The following is a 16578-nucleotide window of genomic DNA, read 5'->3' as shown; positions in this document are numbered from 1 at the left end:
CCAGTCCTCCCAAGGACAGGACCACGCCCTGCCCCACGCATCCACTGATGCGCGGGGCAGGGCGTTGTTCGTGCCGGGGCCTCCGCTCAGTTCCCGGTGGTGCCCTGTGCCGTGGTGTCTTCGGTGGCGGTGTCTTTGGCTGCAGTGTCCTCGGCGGCGGGGTCCGCGACGGCGGCGCCGGGGGAGCCGTGGCCGGTGGCGGACTTCAGCGCCGCATCCGGGTCAACGCCGTTGGTCATGTCCAGCAGCCGCTTGAAGATGTACGCGCCCTCGTCGGCGATCCCATCGTGGTGGAACGCCTTGGTCACCCAGGTCTGCAGGCCCCGCACCCGGCTGGCGGTGTCCAGGGAGAGCTCGCGGTCCACGTAGACGTCGTCATGGTAGACCGCGGCGGCCACCGGGACCTGGTTCCGGGCCAGCACCTGCAGGTCGTACAGCGGGGTGAAGTGCTCGTATTCGGCCAGCAGCCGGGCGGTCTCCTCCAGCGGGCGCAGCGCCGGGTCCTCGGCGAAGTACCAGCGGTACACCATCTCACCGGTCAGCAGCGGCACCTCGGCCTGCGGGCTGAATTCCGCGAATTCCTCCAGCACCCGTTCCGCGGCCCAGTTGGTGGCCTGGCCCTGGGCGTAGATCGATTCGTGCAGCACCGCGTAGAGCGGGTTCGCGGCGCGGCGGGCCTGGTCGTAGAGCACCCCCAGGAACGTGTCCGACAGCCGCGGCCCGCCCGGGGTGTCGATGAACGCCTCCTGCAGCACATGGTGCAGCGAATGCACCCGGGTGTTCCCGCCCAGGTACTGCCCGAGCATCTGCACCAGCGGGACCGTCACCGGCCGCCCATCGGGCAGGCGTTCATCGTGGAAGGTGCGCACGTGGCGGTAGATGCGCTGCAGCACCTGGCGGTCCTGCGGGTACCAGGTGAAGTACTCGGCGTTGCGTTCGGCCATCCTGCGGTAGGTGGCCCGGTAGACGGTGTCCGCGTCGGCAGTGAGCGAGGCCAGCCCGCCGGTGATCAGGCAGCGCTGAAGGGACTGCGGGAAGAGCGAGAGGTAGCTCAGCGTGCAGAACCCGCCATAGCTCTGGCCCAGCGTGCTCCAGCGTTCGATGCCCAGCGCCGTGCGCAGCGCCTCCGCGTCGCGCACGATCGAATCGGCCCGGAAGAAGCGCAGGTAGTGCGCCTGGGCGGCCGCGTCCCCGCGCAGCGCCAGGGACTGTCGGTTGGCCGGGGTGGACAGCCCGGTGCCGCGCTGGTCCAGCAGCAGCACCCTAAAATGCTTGACCGCCTCGGCCAGCCAGCCCGAGAGCGAGGCCGGGCGCGGGGACTTGCCTCCGGGCCCGCCCTGCAGATACAGCAGCCAGGGCTTGGCCGGATCAGTGCTCACCTCACGGGCGTAGACGCTGATCTGCTCCCCGTGCGGGTTCTGGTGATCCAGCGGCACCTGGACCCAGTGGTCGGTGACGTGCATGCCGCGGTACTCCATCAGGCACCCGCCTTCGCCAGCGCCGCACCGTCCAGCCGGCGGGTGGTCCAGCCGTCCAGAGAGCTGGAGCCGATGGCGTCGTAGAAGCCGATCGCCGGTGCGTTCCAGTCCAGCACCGCCCACTCCAGGCGCCGGTACCCGCGCTCGACGGCGATCCGCGCCAACTCCTTCAACAGCGCGCTGCCCAGCCCCTGCCCGCGGGCGGACTCACGCACCACCAGGTCCTCCAGGTGGATCCCGTGCCGGCCCTCCCACGTTGAATAGGTCAGGTACCAGATCGCCACGCCGGCCACCTGCCCGGTGGCGTCCTCGGCCACGTGGGCGAAGACCTGCGGGTTGGCGCCGAACAGGTGCTCCTGCAGGTCCGCGACGGTGTTCCTCACCGCGTCCGGTTCCTTTTCGTAGACGGCCAGCTCATGGATCAGCTCCAGGATGCGGGCACAATCGTGCTTCTGCGCAATTCTCACGGTTGACATGTGTCTAAGGTTACCCCTGTCGCGGATCGGGAAGTGTCGTACATACGTTCTAAGGTTGAATCCATGATGGGTGGACACCACGCCATGAGCGGCGCGGCCGCGTGGCTGGCAATAACAACACAGGTGGACCTCGGACCGGTGAACCTGGGGCTCGGGCTGTTCGAGATGAACCAGTGGGAGACGCTGGCCGGGGCGATCGTGTGCGCCGGGGCGGCGATGCTGCCCGACGCGGACCACCCCTCGGCGACCATCGCCCGCTCCCTGCCGCCGATTTCCAACCTGGTCACCCGCCTGGTCTGCACGATCTCCGGGGGACACCGCAACGGCACCCACTCGCTGCTGGGGGTCGGCGCGTTCGCGCTGCTGGCCTGGGTGCTGGACAAGTGGTCGATCCACACCGCGGGCCTGGGGGTGGTCTACCCGGGCGCCGCCGTGTTCGCGGTGCTGCTGATCTCCTTCGCCGTGAAGACCATGAAGTTCATGCCGGCGCTGCTGTGCTGGGTGATCGCCCTGGCCGGGGCCGCGTTCGTGGGAATGAACGCCCCCGATGAGCGTTCCTGGTTCTTCCTGGCGGTGGTGCTGGGCTCCGGGGTGCACCTGCTGGGGGACATGCTCACCATCGGCGGGGTGAACCTGCTGTGGCCGATCCGCTTCAAGGCCCCGCGCTGGTTCCGCCGCCTGCCGGGGATCGGCGGATGCTGGAAGGCCAACGGCCGGGTGGCGGTGCCGGTGCTCGGGGCGACCGGCTCGAACGCCGAATGGGTGCTGGCCAGCGCGCTGACCTCCTATGTGACCGTCGCGCTGCTGCTGCACTAGGCACCGCCGGACCACCGGGGCGGCAGGAAAAGCCCGGGCGGCCTGCCCCCTGCCCCTTCCCAATCCCGCCGCCGCTTGGTTGACTGGGCCAATGAAACTATTGATCCTGGGCGGCACCGGGTTCCTCTCCCGCCACCTGGCCGCCGCCGCGCTCGCCGCCGGGCACCAGGTCACCTGCGCCAGCCGCGGCGTGAGCGGCCGCCCGCCCGCCGGCTGCCGGTTCGTGCGCTGGGACCGCAAGGACGCGGCGCCCGCCGCCCTGGCCGGGGCCCGCTTCGATGTGGCGGTGGACGTCTTGGGGCAGCCCAGCCACGTGCGCCGGGCCTTGCAGGGGCTGCACGCGGGGCATTGGATCTTCATTTCCACGCTCAACGTGTACGCCGACCCGCGGCCCGGGGATGCGGCCGGGCCGGATGAGCGGCTGGTGCCGGCGATCGGGCAGGACGTTTCGATCGACTCCCCGCAGTCCTATGGCGGGATGAAGGTGGGCTGCGAGCAGCTGGTGGCCGCGCACGCCCCGAGCTTCACGATCCTGCGTCCGGGACTGATCATCGGGCCGGGGGACCGGACCGGGCGCTTCAGCTACTGGCCGCTGCGCCTGGCCGCGGCCGCCGCCGACGGGCACCCGTTCATCGCCCCCGAACCCCGGGACGACCCGGTGCAGTTCATCGACGCGCGGGATTTGGCCGACTGGATTCTGCTGCTGGCCGACGGGCGCCGCCAACTGGTGTGCGATGCCGTCGGCCCGGTCATGACCCGTGCGCAGTTCATCGACCGGCTCGCGGCAACGCTCGGCCCGCCGGCTCCGGCGGTGCGCTGGCTGAGCCCCGAGCAGCTGGCCGCGCACCGCATCGAACCGTGGTCCGGGCCCCGGTCGTTGCCGCTGTGGCTGCCCGCGCAGCTGACCGCGCTGATGGACCGGGACCACGCCCCGGCCCGGCGGGCCGGGCTGCGGGTGCGCCCGGTGGCGGACAGTGCCCGGTCGGTACTGGAAGCCGGGGCGGAGACCGCCGCACCGACCGGGTTGAGCCGGGCGGAGGAACTGCGGATCCTGGGCGTGCCCGGGCCCGGGCCGCGCTAGTCCAGGCGCCCCACCGAGGTCACCGTGACCACCGGGTGACCGGCCTCGTCGGACTCGTCCAGCGAGATGGTGGCGTTGATGCCCCAGTCGTGGTTCTGCTGCGGATCGGCGAAGATCTGGCGCACCTGCCAGATGCGGTTGGGTTTCTCGGTGACCAGGAACAGCTTCGGGCTGCGGGCGCCGGGCCCGTCGTCGATGTCCTCGTGCTCCTCGAAGTACTGGTCCATCACCTCGGCCCAGGCGTCGGCGTCGAACCCGTTGTGCCCGTCCAGCTCGCCCAGCGCCGCCTCCTGCTCGTCGGCGAACAGCTTGACCCTGCGGAACATCTCGTTGCGCACCATGACCCGGAACGCGCGCATGTTGCTGGTCAGGTTCTCCGGGGCCGGCGGGGCGATCTCGGTCTCCTCAACCAGCTCACCGCGCGAGAGCTCCTCCCACTCATCGAGCAGCGAGGAGTCGATCTGGCGGATCATCTCGCCCAGCCACTCGATCAGATCCACCAGGTCCTCACGCAGCGCATCCTGCGGCACGCTCTGGCGCAGCGCCTTGTACGCATCGGTCAGGTAGCGCAGCAGCACGCCCTCGGAGCGGGCCAGCTGGTAGTACTGCACGAAGTCGGAAAAGCCCATGGCGCGTTCGTACATGTCGCGCACCACCGACTTCGGGGCGAGCTCGAAGTCGGCCAGCCACGGGGCGCCGGCACGGTACTGTTCGAACGCGGACTCCAGCTGCTCGGCCAGCGGCTGCGGGTAGCTGATGGTGTCCAGGATGTTCATCCGCTGGTCGTATTCGATCCCGTCGGCCTTCATCTGGGCGACCGCCTCCCCGCGGGCCTTCTTCTCCTGGGCGGAGAGCACCTGGCGCGGCTTTTCCAGGGTCGCCTCGATCACCGAGACCACGTCCAGCGCGTAGCTGGCCGACTCCGGGTCGAACAGTTCCAGGGCGGCCAGGGCGAACGGGGACAGCGGCTGGTTCAGCGCGAAGTTCTGCTGCAGGTGCACGGTCAGCGCATAGTGGTTGCCGTACTGGTCCGGTTCCGCGTTGCGCACCACCACCCCGGTGGCCAGCAGTTCGCGCAGGATCCCCAGGGCGCGCAGCTTCAGCCGGCGCTGGGCGGCCGGCGGCTCATGGTTTTCGCTCAGCAGCCGGTTCGCGGCCTCGAACGCGTTGTCCTCGCGCTCGAGCAGGTTCAGGATCATCGAGTGCGACACCTGGAAGGAGGAGCGCAGGGTTTCCGGGGCGGCGTGCACGATCTTCTCGAACGTCTTCTCACCCCAGCTGACAAAGCCCTGCGGCGGCTTCTTCTTCGGGATCTGGCGCAGCTTGGAGGAACCCTCGCCGTGCTTCTTCACCGCCTTGGCCATGGCCTTGGCGTTCTCGATCGCGTGCTCGGGGGCCTGGACCAGCACGGTGCCGGCGGTGTCGAACCCGGCGCGCCCGGCCCGCCCGGCGATCTGGTGGAATTCGCGGGCGTTCAGCAGCCGGGTGCGGGTCCCGTCGAACTTGGACAGCGCGGTGATCACCACGGTGCGGATCGGCACGTTGATGCCCACCCCCAGGGTGTCGGTGCCGCAGATGACCTTCAGCAGCCCGGCCTGCGCCAGCTGCTCGACCAGGCGGCGGTACTTGGGCAGCATCCCGGCGTGGTGCACCCCGATGCCGTGGCGCACCAGGCGGTTCAGGGTCTTGCCGAACCCGGCGGCGAAGCGGAACCCGCCGATCAGCTGCGCGATCTTCTCCTTCTCCTCGCGGGTGGCGACGTTGATGCTCATCAGCCCGGTGGCGCGGTCGATCGCGTCCAGCTGGGAGAAGTGCACAATGTAGATCGGCACCTGGCGGGTCTTGATCAACTGGTCGACTGCCTCCTGCACCGGGTCCATGGAGTAGTAGAAGTGCAGCGGGATCGGGCGTTCGGTGTGCGCGATGGTGGTGGTCTCCCGCCCGGTGCGTTCGCTTAGTTCACGTTCGAAGCGGGTCACATCGCCCAGGGTGGCGCTCATCAGCAGGAACTGGGACTGGGGCAGCTCGATCAGCGGCACCTGCCAGGCCCAGCCGCGCTGCGGGTCGGCGTAGAAGTGGAACTCGTCCATCACCACCACGCCCACATCGGCGCGCGAACCTTCACGCAGCGCAATGTTGGCCAGGATCTCCGCGGTGCAGCAGATGATCGGCGCATCCGCGTTCACCGCCGAATCCCCGGTGAGCATCCCGACGTTCTCGGCGCCGAAGATCTTGCACAGATCGAAGAACTTCTCCGAAACCAGCGCCTTGATCGGCGCGGTGTAGAAGCTGACCTGGTCGCGGCACATGGCGTAGAAGTGGGCGGCGACCGCCACCAGCGACTTGCCCGAACCGGTCGGGGTGGCCAGGATGACGTTGTTCCCCGCCACCAGGTTCAGGGACGCCTCATCCTGGGCGGGGTAGAGGGTGATTCCGCGGTCGGAAACCCAGCGGCCGAAGGCCTCGTAGATTTCCTCGTCGGAGACGTTGTTCGGGTCTGCCGGCAGCAAGTCAGTGAGCATCATGATGCTTCCAGCCTAACGGTTGCGAACTGTTAACAGACCCTAGTCGTGGCGCAGTGTGCGGCAATAAACTTGGGTTATGAAGTGGGAGCCGAGCACATATACCGAATTCGCCGACTACCGGGGACGGCCCTACCTGGATTTGATGGCGCGGGTGGAGCACCTGGCGCCAAAGAAAATCGTGGACCTGGGCTGCGGGCCGGGGAACATGACCAGGCTGCTGGCCGAACGCTGGCCCGAGGCGCTGGTGCTGGGCCTGGACTCTTCCCGGCAGATGATTGACACCGCCCACGCCGGAGACAACCCGCCGAACCTGCGCTTTGAGCTGGCCGACGCCACCTCGTGGCAGGCCGATGACACGATCGACCTGCTGTTCTCCAACGCCATGCTGCAGTGGATCCCCGGGCACCTGCAGCTGCTGCGGGGCTGGCTGCGGCAGCTGGAAAGCGAGGCGGCCATCGCCATCCAGGTGCCGGGCAACTTCGACTCGCCCTCCCACGCGGTGATGCGCCAGGTCGCCGAACGCCCCGACTGGTCGGCCAAGCTGGCCGGGGTGCTGCGCCACGCCGACGCGGTCGCCGCGCCGGCGGACTACCAGCGGCTGCTGATCGAGGAAGGGTTCACCGCCGACGTGTGGGAGACCAGCTACCAGCAGCTGCTCACCGGCAGCGACCCGATCCTGGACTGGGTGCGCGGCACCGCACTGCTGCCGGTGAAGGCCGCCCTGGATCCGGAGGACTACCGGCGCTTCGAAGACGACTACCGCCAGGCGGTCGGCGGGCACTACCGGCGCATCGAGGTCGCCGGCGGGCAGCAGCTGACCAACTTCCCGTTCCGCCGGATCTTCATGGTCGGGCAGAAGCTCGGACGGCCGGGAAGCTAGCCGGTCCCGGGCCGGCTACCAGCCGCGTTCCTGCCATTCCTCCAGGTGCGGGCGCTCCTGGCCCAGGGTGGTGGAATCCCCATGCCCGGGCAGCACCACCGCCTCATCCGGGTAGGCGCCAAAGAGCCGCTCACTGACATCGGCGAACAGCTGCATGAAACGCTGGGGATCTTCCCCGGTGTTGCCCACTCCGCCGGGGAAGAGCGAATCCCCGCTGAGGATCGCGATCCTGCCCGAGGAATCCCGCACCACGTAGGCGATCGAACCGGGGGTGTGCCCGCGCAGGTGCACGCAGTCGATCACCACGTCCCCCAGCGGCAGCCGGTCCCCGTGCTTGACCGGGTTGCTGGTCGCCACCCCGCTATGCTGCTCGATCTGCGCCGCATCCTCGGCCCCGGCGTAGGTCGGCACCGCGTGCGCCTGATGCGCCTGGGACAGCGCCCGCACATGATCCCAATGCTGGTGGGTGGTGGCGATGCCCACCAGCTCCGGATCGGACCCGTCCCCGGCGGCCTGCTCGATCATCGCCGAGATCGCCGACCAGTCATCGGCCGCGTCCACCAGCAGCTGCTTGCCGCTGGCCTTCTCGGTGAGCAGGTACACGTTGTTGTCCATGTCGGAAACGCTTATCTGGCGAATGATCACGTCGTCAAGATCCAAGGTATTCATGCCCCCACCCTACGTCCGGCACCCGGGGCAAGGCGATAGGCTCAAGGGAACAACGATTTAGCTTTTCGATGAAATGGAAGTGACAGCAGCCATGGACAGCCTCGGGTTCATCACGATCGACGCGCAGGATCCCACCGCCCCCTACCAGCAGGTGCGCGAACAGATCCTGGCGGCGATCGCCGGGGGCAAGCTCGCCCCGGGAACCAAGCTGCCCTCCGTGCGGGCCCTGGCCGAGCAGCTGTCCCTGGCCACGAACACGGTCGCCAAGGTGTACAAGGAGCTCGAGGCCCAGGGCGCGGTGGTCACCCGGGGACGGCACGGCACCATCGTGCAGGCCAGCGCCGAGCGCGGCGTGCAGGAGGTCACCGACGCCGCCGCCGACCTGGCCCGGGCCTGCCAGCTGTGGAACGTCACCGAGGACAAGGCGATACAGTACCTGCGCGCCGCCTTCAGCTCACTGCCGCGCTAGGGTCCCCGGCCGGCCGCCGGACCGGCTTGCGGCCCCACCTCCCACCCCCGGCGGACCAGCGGCAGGCCCCGGCTGTGGATATCCTCCGCACAGATTTCTTCCCCGCCATAGGATGAGCCCACCGATCAGCACCGGCCCCGCCGGTGAACCAGGAGGGCCATCATGCACCGCAGTCCAGCCGCCACCGACACCCCGCCCGAAGCTGCCGCCGCGCCCCCGCACCGGGGCACACGGGCCCCGCTGTTCCTGGCCTCCGCACTGGCCGCCGCACTGGCCGGCACGCTGGCCTTCACCGGCTGCGTGGCCGGGCAGGACGGCGGGCAGCCCGACCGGGAGCGCCAGGCGGCGGCGCAGGCCGAGCGCCTGGCCAAACCGGCCACCAAACTGTGGGACAGCCAGGATGCGCTGCTCAGCCAGAGCCTCGTGGTCGGCCAACGGGTGCTGGCCTACACCCAGGAAAAGAACAAGCTGTACCTCACCGCACGGGAGCTGTACAGCGGCAAACTGGCCTGGCAGCGCCGGGCCTACCCGGGCAATGACCCCTCCGGGGTGCCGGTGGGATTGGACAGCGTGAGCATCGACGGGCAGGACACGGTGGCCGTGCAGATCCCCGACGGGCAGCAGGGCGCCCGACTGGTGGTGCTGAACACCGACACCGGCCGGCAGCTGGCACCGGGGTGGGGCGAACACTACTGGGGGAGCAGGCCCCAGCCCTGCGCCACCAGCTGGTGCACCGAGGGCACCAACGACTCGGTCGACCGGCGCGGGGCGAGGCAATACCGCTTCGACGCGAGCGGCGGCAGCTGGACAGCGGTGCCGTCCGCCCAACTGCCGGTGCCCCTGCCGGATGAGGACTCCCGCCTGCTGGGGCACGGGCTGTCGGCCACCGGGCAGTGCGGGCCAAACAAGGAACAGCTCGCCTACGCCCGGAACGGCAAAATCCTCTGGAAGCAGCCCTACGAGAAGGCGTTCGCCACCGAGTACTCCTCCGACTCCGGATGGATCTGGACCCTGGCCAGCGAACCGTCCGACACGCTGATCGGCAGCGGTTCGCGCGCCCACAACCGGGCCAGTAGCGGCACCTACCTGCTCGATCTGGCCAGCGACTACATGAGCATCGCGGTGGACGCGGCCAGCGGCACGGTGCTGTGGCGCCAGCCCGGGGCGGAAGCCTACCGCCAGGGGATCTTCACCGACTGGGTCACCGACGCACGGCGCACCGTGGTGCTGTGCACCATCGACAGCGGCATGTCCTCCATCCTCGAATCGGACAGCGACACCCGCCAAAGCGTGCTCACCGGCCTGAAATGGCGGGTCACCGCCCTGTACGCCCGCACCGGCGTCGAACAGTGGAGCCACGGGCTGCCGGAGCTGAAGCGCACCCGGGAGCTGATCAAACCGCGGGCACGGATCCTGTCCGACACCGAACACGCCATCCTGCCGCTGCCCCAGGGGTGGCGCGCCATTGAGATCGCCACCGGAAACGTGCGCGAACTGGGGCAGGTGCTGGGCCAGAGTGTGCTGTGCACGACGGCGCGTGAAACGCTGGAATTGCCGATCCCCGGGGACCGGGAGCCGCGCTACCTCAACGGCGAGGACGCGATCCACCCGTGCGACCGCGACACCCTCAAACCCGGCACGGTGCCGCCGCGCTACGCCGAGTTCGTGCGCACCGGGCACGACCAGCAGCAGGTGGTGGTGTTGGCCGGGACCCAGGGGATGACCGCCTACCGGATGCCGCCGGCCGTACCGGCCCCGGGCGCGCCTGACGTGCCCCGGCAGGTGCAGCGGTAGCGCCTGCCGGCGGCGCTCGCCGGGAGCGGGGCACATCACCGGAAGATGTGCCCAACGGCACTCTTATTCGAACCAGTTTTCGATTAGTATGGGCTGGTGGCTATTACTGCAGAGACTACTTCACTTGATTTGTCGCACCTGGTGGTCAAGGGTGCCCGTGAGCACAACCTGAAGAATGTGGACCTTGACCTGCCGCGCGATGCAATGATCGTGTTCACCGGGCTCTCCGGGTCCGGCAAGTCCTCCCTGGCCTTTGACACCATCTTCGCCGAGGGCCAGCGCCGCTACGTTGAGTCCCTCTCCGCCTACGCCCGCATGTTCCTGGGCCAGGTGGACAAGCCGGATGTGGACTTCATCGAGGGCCTGTCCCCGGCGGTGTCGATCGACCAGAAGTCCACCAGCCGCAACCCGCGCTCCACCGTGGGCACCATCACCGAGGTGTACGACTACATGCGCCTGCTCTGGGCGCGCGTCGGCCACCCGCACTGCCCGGTCTGCGGGGAGCCGATCTCCAAGCAGACCCCGCAGCAGATCGTGGACCAGCTGCTGGAACTGCCCGAACGCACCCGCTTCCAGGTGCTCGCCCCGGTGGTGCGCGCCCGCAAGGGCGAGTTCGTGGACCTGTTCTCCGAGCTGTCCGCCAAGGGCTACGCCCGCGCCCGCGTCGACGGGGAAACCATCCAGCTGACCGACCCGCCGAAGCTGGCCAAGCAGTACAAGCACACCATCGAGGTGGTCGTGGACCGCCTGGCGATCAACGACACCGTGCGCCAGCGGCTGACCGATTCCATTGAGACCGCGCTGGGCCTGGCCGACGGGCGCGTGCTAGTGGACTTCGTGGACCTGGACGCCGATGACCCGCAGCGGGTGCGCGCGTTTTCCGAGAACCTGGCCTGCCCGAATGAGCACCCGCTGGCGATCGACGAGATCGAACCGCGCACCTTCTCCTTCAACAACCCGTTCGGCGCCTGCGCGGCCTGCAGCGGCATCGGCACCAAGCTGGAGGTCGACGAGGCGCTGATCGTGCCCGATGACGAGGTGAAGCTGGCCGACGGGGCGATCGCCCCCTGGTCGCTGGGCAAGGCCACCACCGAATACTGGAACCGGCTGATCGAGGGCCTGGGCAAGGACCTGGGATTTTCCATGGACACCCGCTGGAAGGACCTGCCGGCCAAGGCCCGCAACGCGATCCTCAACGGCAAGGACCACAAGGTCGTGGTGCAGTACCGCAACCGGTTCGGGCGCGAACGCAAGTACACCACCGGTTTTGAGGGCGTCATCGCCTACGTGCACCGCAAGCACCAGGAAACCGAGTCCGACCACGCCCGGGACCGCTACGAGCAGTACATGCGCCAGATCCCGTGCCCGACCTGCAACGGCGCCCGGCTGAACCCGGCCTCGCTCTCCGTGCTGGTGGGCGGCAAGTCCATCGCCGAGGTGTGTGCCATGGACCTGCGCAGCGCCGCCCAGTTCATGGAAACCGTCCAGATGAGCGAACGCGAGGCGCAGATCGCCGCGCAGGTGCTCAAGGAGATCGGGGCGCGCATGCGCTTCCTGCTGGACGTGGGCCTGGAGTACCTGACCCTGGAGCGGGCCGCTGGCACGCTCTCCGGCGGCGAGGCCCAGCGCATCCGCCTGGCCACCCAGATCGGCTCCGGGCTGGTCGGGGTGCTCTACGTGCTGGACGAACCGTCGATCGGGCTGCACCAGCGCGACAACCGCCGGCTGATCGAGACCCTGATCCGGCTGCGCTCCCTGGGCAACACGCTGATCGTGGTGGAACACGACGAGGACACCATTGCCGAGGCCGACTGGATCGTGGACATCGGCCCGGGCGCCGGGGAGCACGGCGGCACCGTGGTGCACTCCGGGTCCCTGGAGGAGCTGAAGCGCAACGAGCTGTCGCTGACCGGCGACTACCTGGCCGGGCGGCGCAGGATCGAGGTGCCCGAAAACCGCCGCAAGGTCGACAAGAAGCGGATGCTGAAGGTCGTCGGCGCCAAGGAGAACAACCTGCAGGACCTGACCGTGGACTTCCCGCTGGGCGTGTTCACCGCCGTCACCGGCGTGTCCGGCTCGGGCAAGTCGACCCTGGTCAACGACATCCTGTACAAGGTGCTGGCGAACAAGCTCAACGGCGCCAAGCAGGTGCCCGGCCGGCACACCCGGGTGCAGGGCCTGGAACACCTGGACAAGGTGGTGCACGTGGACCAGTCGCCGATCGGGCGCACCCCGCGCTCGAACCCGGCCACCTACACCGGCGTGTTCGACCACATCCGCAAGCTGTTCGCCGAAACCAATGAGGCCAAGCTGCGCGGCTACATGCCCGGGCGCTTCTCCTTCAACGTCAAGGGCGGACGCTGCGAGGCCTGCTCGGGTGACGGCACCTTGAAAATCGAGATGAACTTCCTGCCCGACGTGTACGTGCCGTGCGAGGTCTGCCATGGGGCGCGCTACAACCGCGAAACCCTGCAGGTGCTCTACAAGGGCAAGAACATCGCCGACGTGCTGGACATGCCAATCAGCGAGGCCGCCGAGTTCTTCAGCGCCTTCACCCCGATTGCCCGACACCTGAACACCCTGGTGGACGTCGGGCTGGGCTATGTGCGCCTGGGCCAGCCGGCCACCACCCTTTCCGGCGGTGAGGCCCAGCGCGTGAAGCTGGCCGCGGAACTGCAGAAGCGCTCCAACGGCCGGTCCATCTACGTGCTGGACGAGCCGACCACCGGGCTGCACTTCGAGGACATCCGCAAGCTGCTGAAGGTGCTGCAGGGCCTGGTCGACAAGGGCAACACGGTGCTGACCATCGAGCACAACCTGGATGTCATCAAGTCCACCGACTGGGTCATCGACCTGGGCCCGGAGGGCGGTTCCGGGGGCGGGCAGCTGATGGCCACCGGCACCCCCGAGGCGGTGGCAAAGGTGCCCGAATCGCACACCGGACGCTTCCTGGCCGAGATCCTTCCGTAGCCGGCGCCCGGCCCGCCTGCGCCCCCGCGTATGCCCCCGCGGGCATGGATGGCGGGGGCCGGGGCGCGGGCATGCGAGAATGACTAGGTGATGTTGTCGGTTTCAAGTGTTCTTTTCGATCTGGACGGGACCCTGGTGGACCCGGCCGGAGCCATAACCTCTGGCATCCGCCATGCGCTGGTGCGCCACGGCCTGCCGGATCCGGGGGAGGCGCGGGTCGCCGCGCTGGTCGGCCCGCCGCTGCAGATTGGGCTGCGCACCCTGGACGGGGTCGGGGAGCACAACATTGACGCGGTGATCGCCAGCTACCGGCAGCGCTACGCCGAATCGGGCATGGCCGAATCCCGCGTCTACCCCGGAATCCGCGAGCTGCTGCACCGGCTGCGCGAAGCGCGGATCCACGTGGCGGTCACCACCGCCAAACCCGAGCCGATCGCCCGGCAGCTGCTGGACGTCCAGGAACTGAGCCCCCTGCTCGATGCCGTGCACGGGAACCTCGGCGAGGGCGGGAACCACGGTTCCAGCAAGGCGCACATCGTGGCCGCCGCGCTGCGTGAGGCGGACCTGGACGCGGCCGGCAGCGTCGTGGTCGGGGACCGCTATTATGACTTGGATGCCGCCCGCGAGAACGCGGTGCGCAGCATCGGCGTGCGGTGGGGCTTCGCCCAGGGCGCCGAACTTGAGGCCGCCGACCACGTAGTGGAAAGCGTCGAGCAGCTGGCGGCGCTGCTGCTGCCGGCGGCCGACGGGGCGGAGCCGGCGGCCACCGCCGATGAGGAACTGGAACAGGAAGGCACCAGGCCATGAGCTTGTACACGATGACCCGTTCATCGATCCGGGCGGCGTTGCACACCCTGTGCCGCCCCGAGATCACCGGGCTGTCCAACGTGCCCACCGAGGGTTCGTTCATTGTGGCCTCCAACCACCTCTCCTTCCTCGACTCAATCATCATCCAGGCCCTGACCCCCCGTGACGTCGCGTTCTTCGCCAAGGCCGAGTACTTCACCACCCCTGGGGTGAAGGGCAAGCTGATGAAGAACTTCTTCGAATCGGTCGGCTCCATCCCGGTGCAGCGCGGGGAGCAGGCCGCCAGCGTGGCCGCGCTGGATTCGCTGATCGACGTGCTGGACTCCGGCAGCGGCATCGGCATCTACCCGGAGGGCACCCGGTCGCGGGACGGCCGGCTCTACCGCGGACGCACCGGGGTGGGCTGGCTGGCGTTGACCACCGGTGCGCCGGTGGTCCCGGTCGGGCTGATCGGCACCGAAAAGCTGCAGCCAGCCGACAAGAAGGGCATCCGCCCCACCAAGTTCTCCATCCACTACGGTGAACCGCTGTACTTCGAGCAGATGGGGCGCAAGCACCCGCTGCCCGAACGGCGCCGGGCCACCGACCGGATCGTGGACGCGATCGCCGAACTAAGCGGCCAGGAGCGGGTGGAGTCCTACAACCAGCTGCCCCCGGACGCGAAGTAGCCATGGCAGATCCGGCCAGTTACCGACCCAAGTCCTCGGACATCCCCACCCGCCCAGGGGTGTACCGCTTCCGCGACGAACACGGGCGGGTCATCTATGTGGGCAAGGCCCGGGTGCTGCGCAACCGGTTGGCCTCCTACTTCGTCAACCCGGCCCGGCTGACCCCGAAAACCCATGCGATGGTGTTCACCGCCGCCAGCGTGGAATGGACCGTGGTGGCCTCCGAACTGGAGGCACTGCAGCTGGAGTACACCTGGATCAAGGAGTACAACCCGCGCTTCAACATCGTTTTCCGGGACGACAAGTCCTACCCGTACCTGGCGGTGACGATGAACGAGAAGTTCCCGCGCGCCCTGGTGATGCGCGGGGACAAGCGCAAGGGCGTGAAGTACTTCGGCCCGTTCTACCCGGCCAAGGCCATCCGCGAAACCCTGGACACCCTGCTGCGCGTCTTCCCGGTACGCAGCTGCTCACCCGGGGTCTTCAACCGCGCCCAGGCCTCCGGGCGCCCCTGCCTGCTGGGGTACATCGACAAGTGCGCCGCCCCCTGCGTCGGGCGGATCAGCGTGGAGGACCACCGCCAGCTGGCCGATGACCTGTGCACGTTCATGGGCGGGGAGGCGACCAAGTTCGTCCGCCAGCTGGAAACGAAGATGAACGAGGCCGTCGCCGAGCTGGAGTACGAGCAGGCGGCCCGCTACCGTGACGACATTGCCGCGCTGAAGCGGGTGTTTGAACGCAACGCGGTGGTGCTGGCCGAAAACACCGAGGCCGACATCTTCGGGGTGCACGAGGATGAGCTGGAAGCCGCCGTGCAGGTCTTCCACGTGCGCGACGGGCGCATCCGCTCCCAGCGCGGCTGGGTGGTGGAGAAGGTCGTCGACACCACGATGGCCGAATTCGTTGAGCACCTGCTCACCCAGGTGTACGCGGACCACCCGGACCGGATCCCGCGCGAAATCCTGGTTCCCGAACTGCCCGAGGACATCAACGATCTGACCACCTGGCTCAGCGAACTGCGCGGGTCGCGGGTCTCGCTGCGCGTGGCGCGCCGCGGGGACAAGGCGGCGCTGGCCAAGACCGTGGTGGACAACGCCGAACAGGCGCTGCGGCTGCACAAGTCCAAGCGGGCCGGGGACATCTCCACCCGCTCGGCGGCGCTGCAGGAACTGCAGGAGGCGCTGGGCACCGAGGATGCGCTGCTGCGCATCGAATGCTACGACGCCTCCCACACGCAGGGCACCAACGTGGTCGCCTCCATGGTGGTGTTCGAGGACGGACTGCCGAAGAAGAGCGAATACCGCAAGTTCGCCATCACCGGGGAAGCGGCCCGCGATGACACCGCCAGCATGTACGACGTCATCCACCGCCGCTTCAGCCGGTACCTGAAGGACAAGGTGGACGCCAAGAAGTTCACCAGCGGGGTGATCGACGGCAGCGAGCCGGAAACCCGCAAGTTCGCCTACCCGCCCTCACTGGTGATCGTTGACGGCGGACCGCCGCAGGTGGCCGCCGCGCAGCGGGCCCTGGACGATTTGGGGATCGATGACATTCCGGTGGTGGGATTGGCCAAGCGCCTGGAGGAGCTGTGGCTGCCCGATGACCCGTTCCCGGTGATCCTGCCGCGCGCCTCGGCCGCCCTGTACCTGGTGCAGCGCCTGCGCGATGAGGCGCACCGCTTCGCGATCACCTTCCACCGGCAGAAGCGCTCGAAGTCGATGATCGAATCCGAGCTGGACAAGATCCCCGGACTGGGCGCGGCCAAGCAGGCCGCGCTGCGCAAGCACTTCGGTTCCATGAAGAAGATCCGCGCCGCCAACATCGAGGAGTTAACACAGGTCAAGGGCGTAGGTGAAAAGCTGGCGCAAACGATCAAAGAATCCTTGGAAGGTCAGTCATCCGGCGCCGTCAACATGACGACCGGCGAAATTCTCGACTAGCCTTG

At 68.5% G+C, this 16578-nt stretch carries 13 protein-coding genes; 9 read left to right on the top strand and 4 right to left on the bottom strand.

What is annotated here, in order from left to right:
* Positions 1 to 86: 86 nt before the first annotated feature.
* Positions 87 to 1478 (bottom strand): alpha/beta fold hydrolase, encoded by a 1392-nt coding sequence (locus AC6I21_RS09005; protein WP_497762236.1) that lies wholly within the window; start codon positions 1476 to 1478, stop codon positions 87 to 89.
* Positions 1478 to 1954 (bottom strand): GNAT family N-acetyltransferase, encoded by a 477-nt coding sequence (locus tag AC6I21_RS09000; protein WP_138177833.1) that lies wholly within the window; start codon positions 1952 to 1954, stop codon positions 1478 to 1480. Before AC6I21_RS09000 ends, AC6I21_RS09005 begins: the two co-directional genes overlap by 1 nt.
* Positions 1955 to 2017: 63 nt before the next feature.
* On the opposite strand from AC6I21_RS09000, the gene AC6I21_RS08995 reads away from it, so the two are divergent.
* Both AC6I21_RS08995 and AC6I21_RS08990 read left to right on the top strand, forming a co-directional pair.
* A complete protein-coding gene (locus AC6I21_RS08995; protein WP_497762235.1) occupies positions 2018 to 2770 on the top strand; it encodes a metal-dependent hydrolase in 753 nt (250 codons plus the stop codon).
* Between the two features lie 91 nt (positions 2771 to 2861).
* Positions 2862 to 3851: an NAD-dependent epimerase/dehydratase family protein gene (locus AC6I21_RS08990; RefSeq protein WP_497762234.1), complete on the top strand. Its 990-nt coding sequence runs from the start codon at positions 2862 to 2864 to the stop codon at positions 3849 to 3851.
* Here AC6I21_RS08990 and AC6I21_RS08985 read toward each other — a convergent pair.
* On the bottom strand, positions 3848 to 6376 hold the full coding sequence (locus AC6I21_RS08985) for a DEAD/DEAH box helicase (RefSeq protein WP_497762233.1): 2529 nt from the start codon (positions 6374 to 6376) through the stop codon (positions 3848 to 3850). The genes AC6I21_RS08990 and AC6I21_RS08985 overlap by 4 nt on opposite strands.
* 76 nt (positions 6377 to 6452) lie before the next feature.
* On the opposite strand from AC6I21_RS08985, the gene AC6I21_RS08980 reads away from it, so the two are divergent.
* A complete protein-coding gene (locus tag AC6I21_RS08980) occupies positions 6453 to 7256 on the top strand; it encodes a methyltransferase domain-containing protein (protein ID WP_138177825.1) in 804 nt (267 codons plus the stop codon).
* Positions 7257 to 7271: 15 nt separating this feature from the next.
* On the opposite strand, the gene AC6I21_RS08975 is transcribed toward AC6I21_RS08980, so the two are convergent.
* A complete protein-coding gene (locus tag AC6I21_RS08975) occupies positions 7272 to 7925 on the bottom strand; it encodes an MBL fold metallo-hydrolase (protein ID WP_497762232.1) in 654 nt (217 codons plus the stop codon).
* 73 nt (positions 7926 to 7998) lie between these two features.
* On the opposite strand from AC6I21_RS08975, the gene AC6I21_RS08970 reads away from it, so the two are divergent.
* From AC6I21_RS08970 to uvrC, 6 genes are all read left to right on the top strand, one after another.
* Positions 7999 to 8394 (top strand): GntR family transcriptional regulator, encoded by a 396-nt coding sequence (locus AC6I21_RS08970; RefSeq protein WP_246049495.1) that lies wholly within the window; start codon positions 7999 to 8001, stop codon positions 8392 to 8394.
* A gap of 162 nt (positions 8395 to 8556) precedes the next feature.
* Positions 8557 to 10188, top strand: coding sequence for an outer membrane protein assembly factor BamB family protein (locus AC6I21_RS08965; protein ID WP_497762231.1), 1632 nt, complete (start codon positions 8557 to 8559; stop codon positions 10186 to 10188).
* 96 nt (positions 10189 to 10284) lie between these two features.
* Positions 10285 to 13158, top strand: a complete 2874-nt coding sequence (gene uvrA / locus AC6I21_RS08960; RefSeq protein ID WP_249354571.1) for an excinuclease ABC subunit UvrA — start codon at positions 10285 to 10287, stop codon at positions 13156 to 13158.
* A gap of 90 nt (positions 13159 to 13248) precedes the next feature.
* On the top strand, positions 13249 to 13965 hold the full coding sequence (locus AC6I21_RS08955) for an HAD hydrolase-like protein (protein ID WP_138178087.1): 717 nt from the start codon (positions 13249 to 13251) through the stop codon (positions 13963 to 13965).
* Positions 13962 to 14633 carry a lysophospholipid acyltransferase family protein gene (locus tag AC6I21_RS08950; protein ID WP_138177819.1) on the top strand — a complete coding sequence of 224 codons (672 nt, stop codon included), beginning with the start codon at positions 13962 to 13964 and terminating at the stop codon, positions 14631 to 14633. The genes AC6I21_RS08955 and AC6I21_RS08950 overlap by 4 nt, the downstream gene beginning before the upstream one ends.
* 2 nt (positions 14634 to 14635) lie before the next feature.
* Positions 14636 to 16573, top strand: a complete 1938-nt coding sequence (gene uvrC, locus AC6I21_RS08945) for an excinuclease ABC subunit UvrC (protein WP_497762230.1) — start codon at positions 14636 to 14638, stop codon at positions 16571 to 16573.
* Positions 16574 to 16578: the final 5 nt, after the last annotated feature.

It is taken from the genome of Glutamicibacter sp. St.4D3 (genome assembly GCF_059728615.1).
The sequence above is the reverse complement of the archived record's forward strand: the minus strand, read 5'-3'. Positions and strand labels throughout refer to the sequence as shown.

Coding starts and splice junctions, on each gene's coding strand:
- AC6I21_RS09005 (WP_497762236.1), bottom strand. CDS start 1,478: ATGGAGTACCGCGGCATGCACGTCACCGACCACTGGGTCCAGGTGCCG.
- AC6I21_RS09000 (WP_138177833.1), bottom strand. CDS start 1,954: ATGTCAACCGTGAGAATTGCGCAGAAGCACGATTGTGCCCGCATCCTG.
- AC6I21_RS08995 (WP_497762235.1), top strand. CDS start 2,018: ATGATGGGTGGACACCACGCCATGAGCGGCGCGGCCGCGTGGCTGGCA.
- AC6I21_RS08990 (WP_497762234.1), top strand. CDS start 2,862: ATGAAACTATTGATCCTGGGCGGCACCGGGTTCCTCTCCCGCCACCTG.
- AC6I21_RS08985 (WP_497762233.1), bottom strand. CDS start 6,376: ATGATGCTCACTGACTTGCTGCCGGCAGACCCGAACAACGTCTCCGAC.
- AC6I21_RS08980 (WP_138177825.1), top strand. CDS start 6,453: ATGAAGTGGGAGCCGAGCACATATACCGAATTCGCCGACTACCGGGGA.
- AC6I21_RS08975 (WP_497762232.1), bottom strand. CDS start 7,925: ATGAATACCTTGGATCTTGACGACGTGATCATTCGCCAGATAAGCGTT.
- AC6I21_RS08970 (WP_246049495.1), top strand. CDS start 7,999: ATGGAAGTGACAGCAGCCATGGACAGCCTCGGGTTCATCACGATCGAC.
- AC6I21_RS08965 (WP_497762231.1), top strand. CDS start 8,557: ATGCACCGCAGTCCAGCCGCCACCGACACCCCGCCCGAAGCTGCCGCC.
- AC6I21_RS08955 (WP_138178087.1), top strand. CDS start 13,249: ATGTTGTCGGTTTCAAGTGTTCTTTTCGATCTGGACGGGACCCTGGTG.
- AC6I21_RS08950 (WP_138177819.1), top strand. CDS start 13,962: ATGAGCTTGTACACGATGACCCGTTCATCGATCCGGGCGGCGTTGCAC.
- uvrC (WP_497762230.1), top strand. CDS start 14,636: ATGGCAGATCCGGCCAGTTACCGACCCAAGTCCTCGGACATCCCCACC.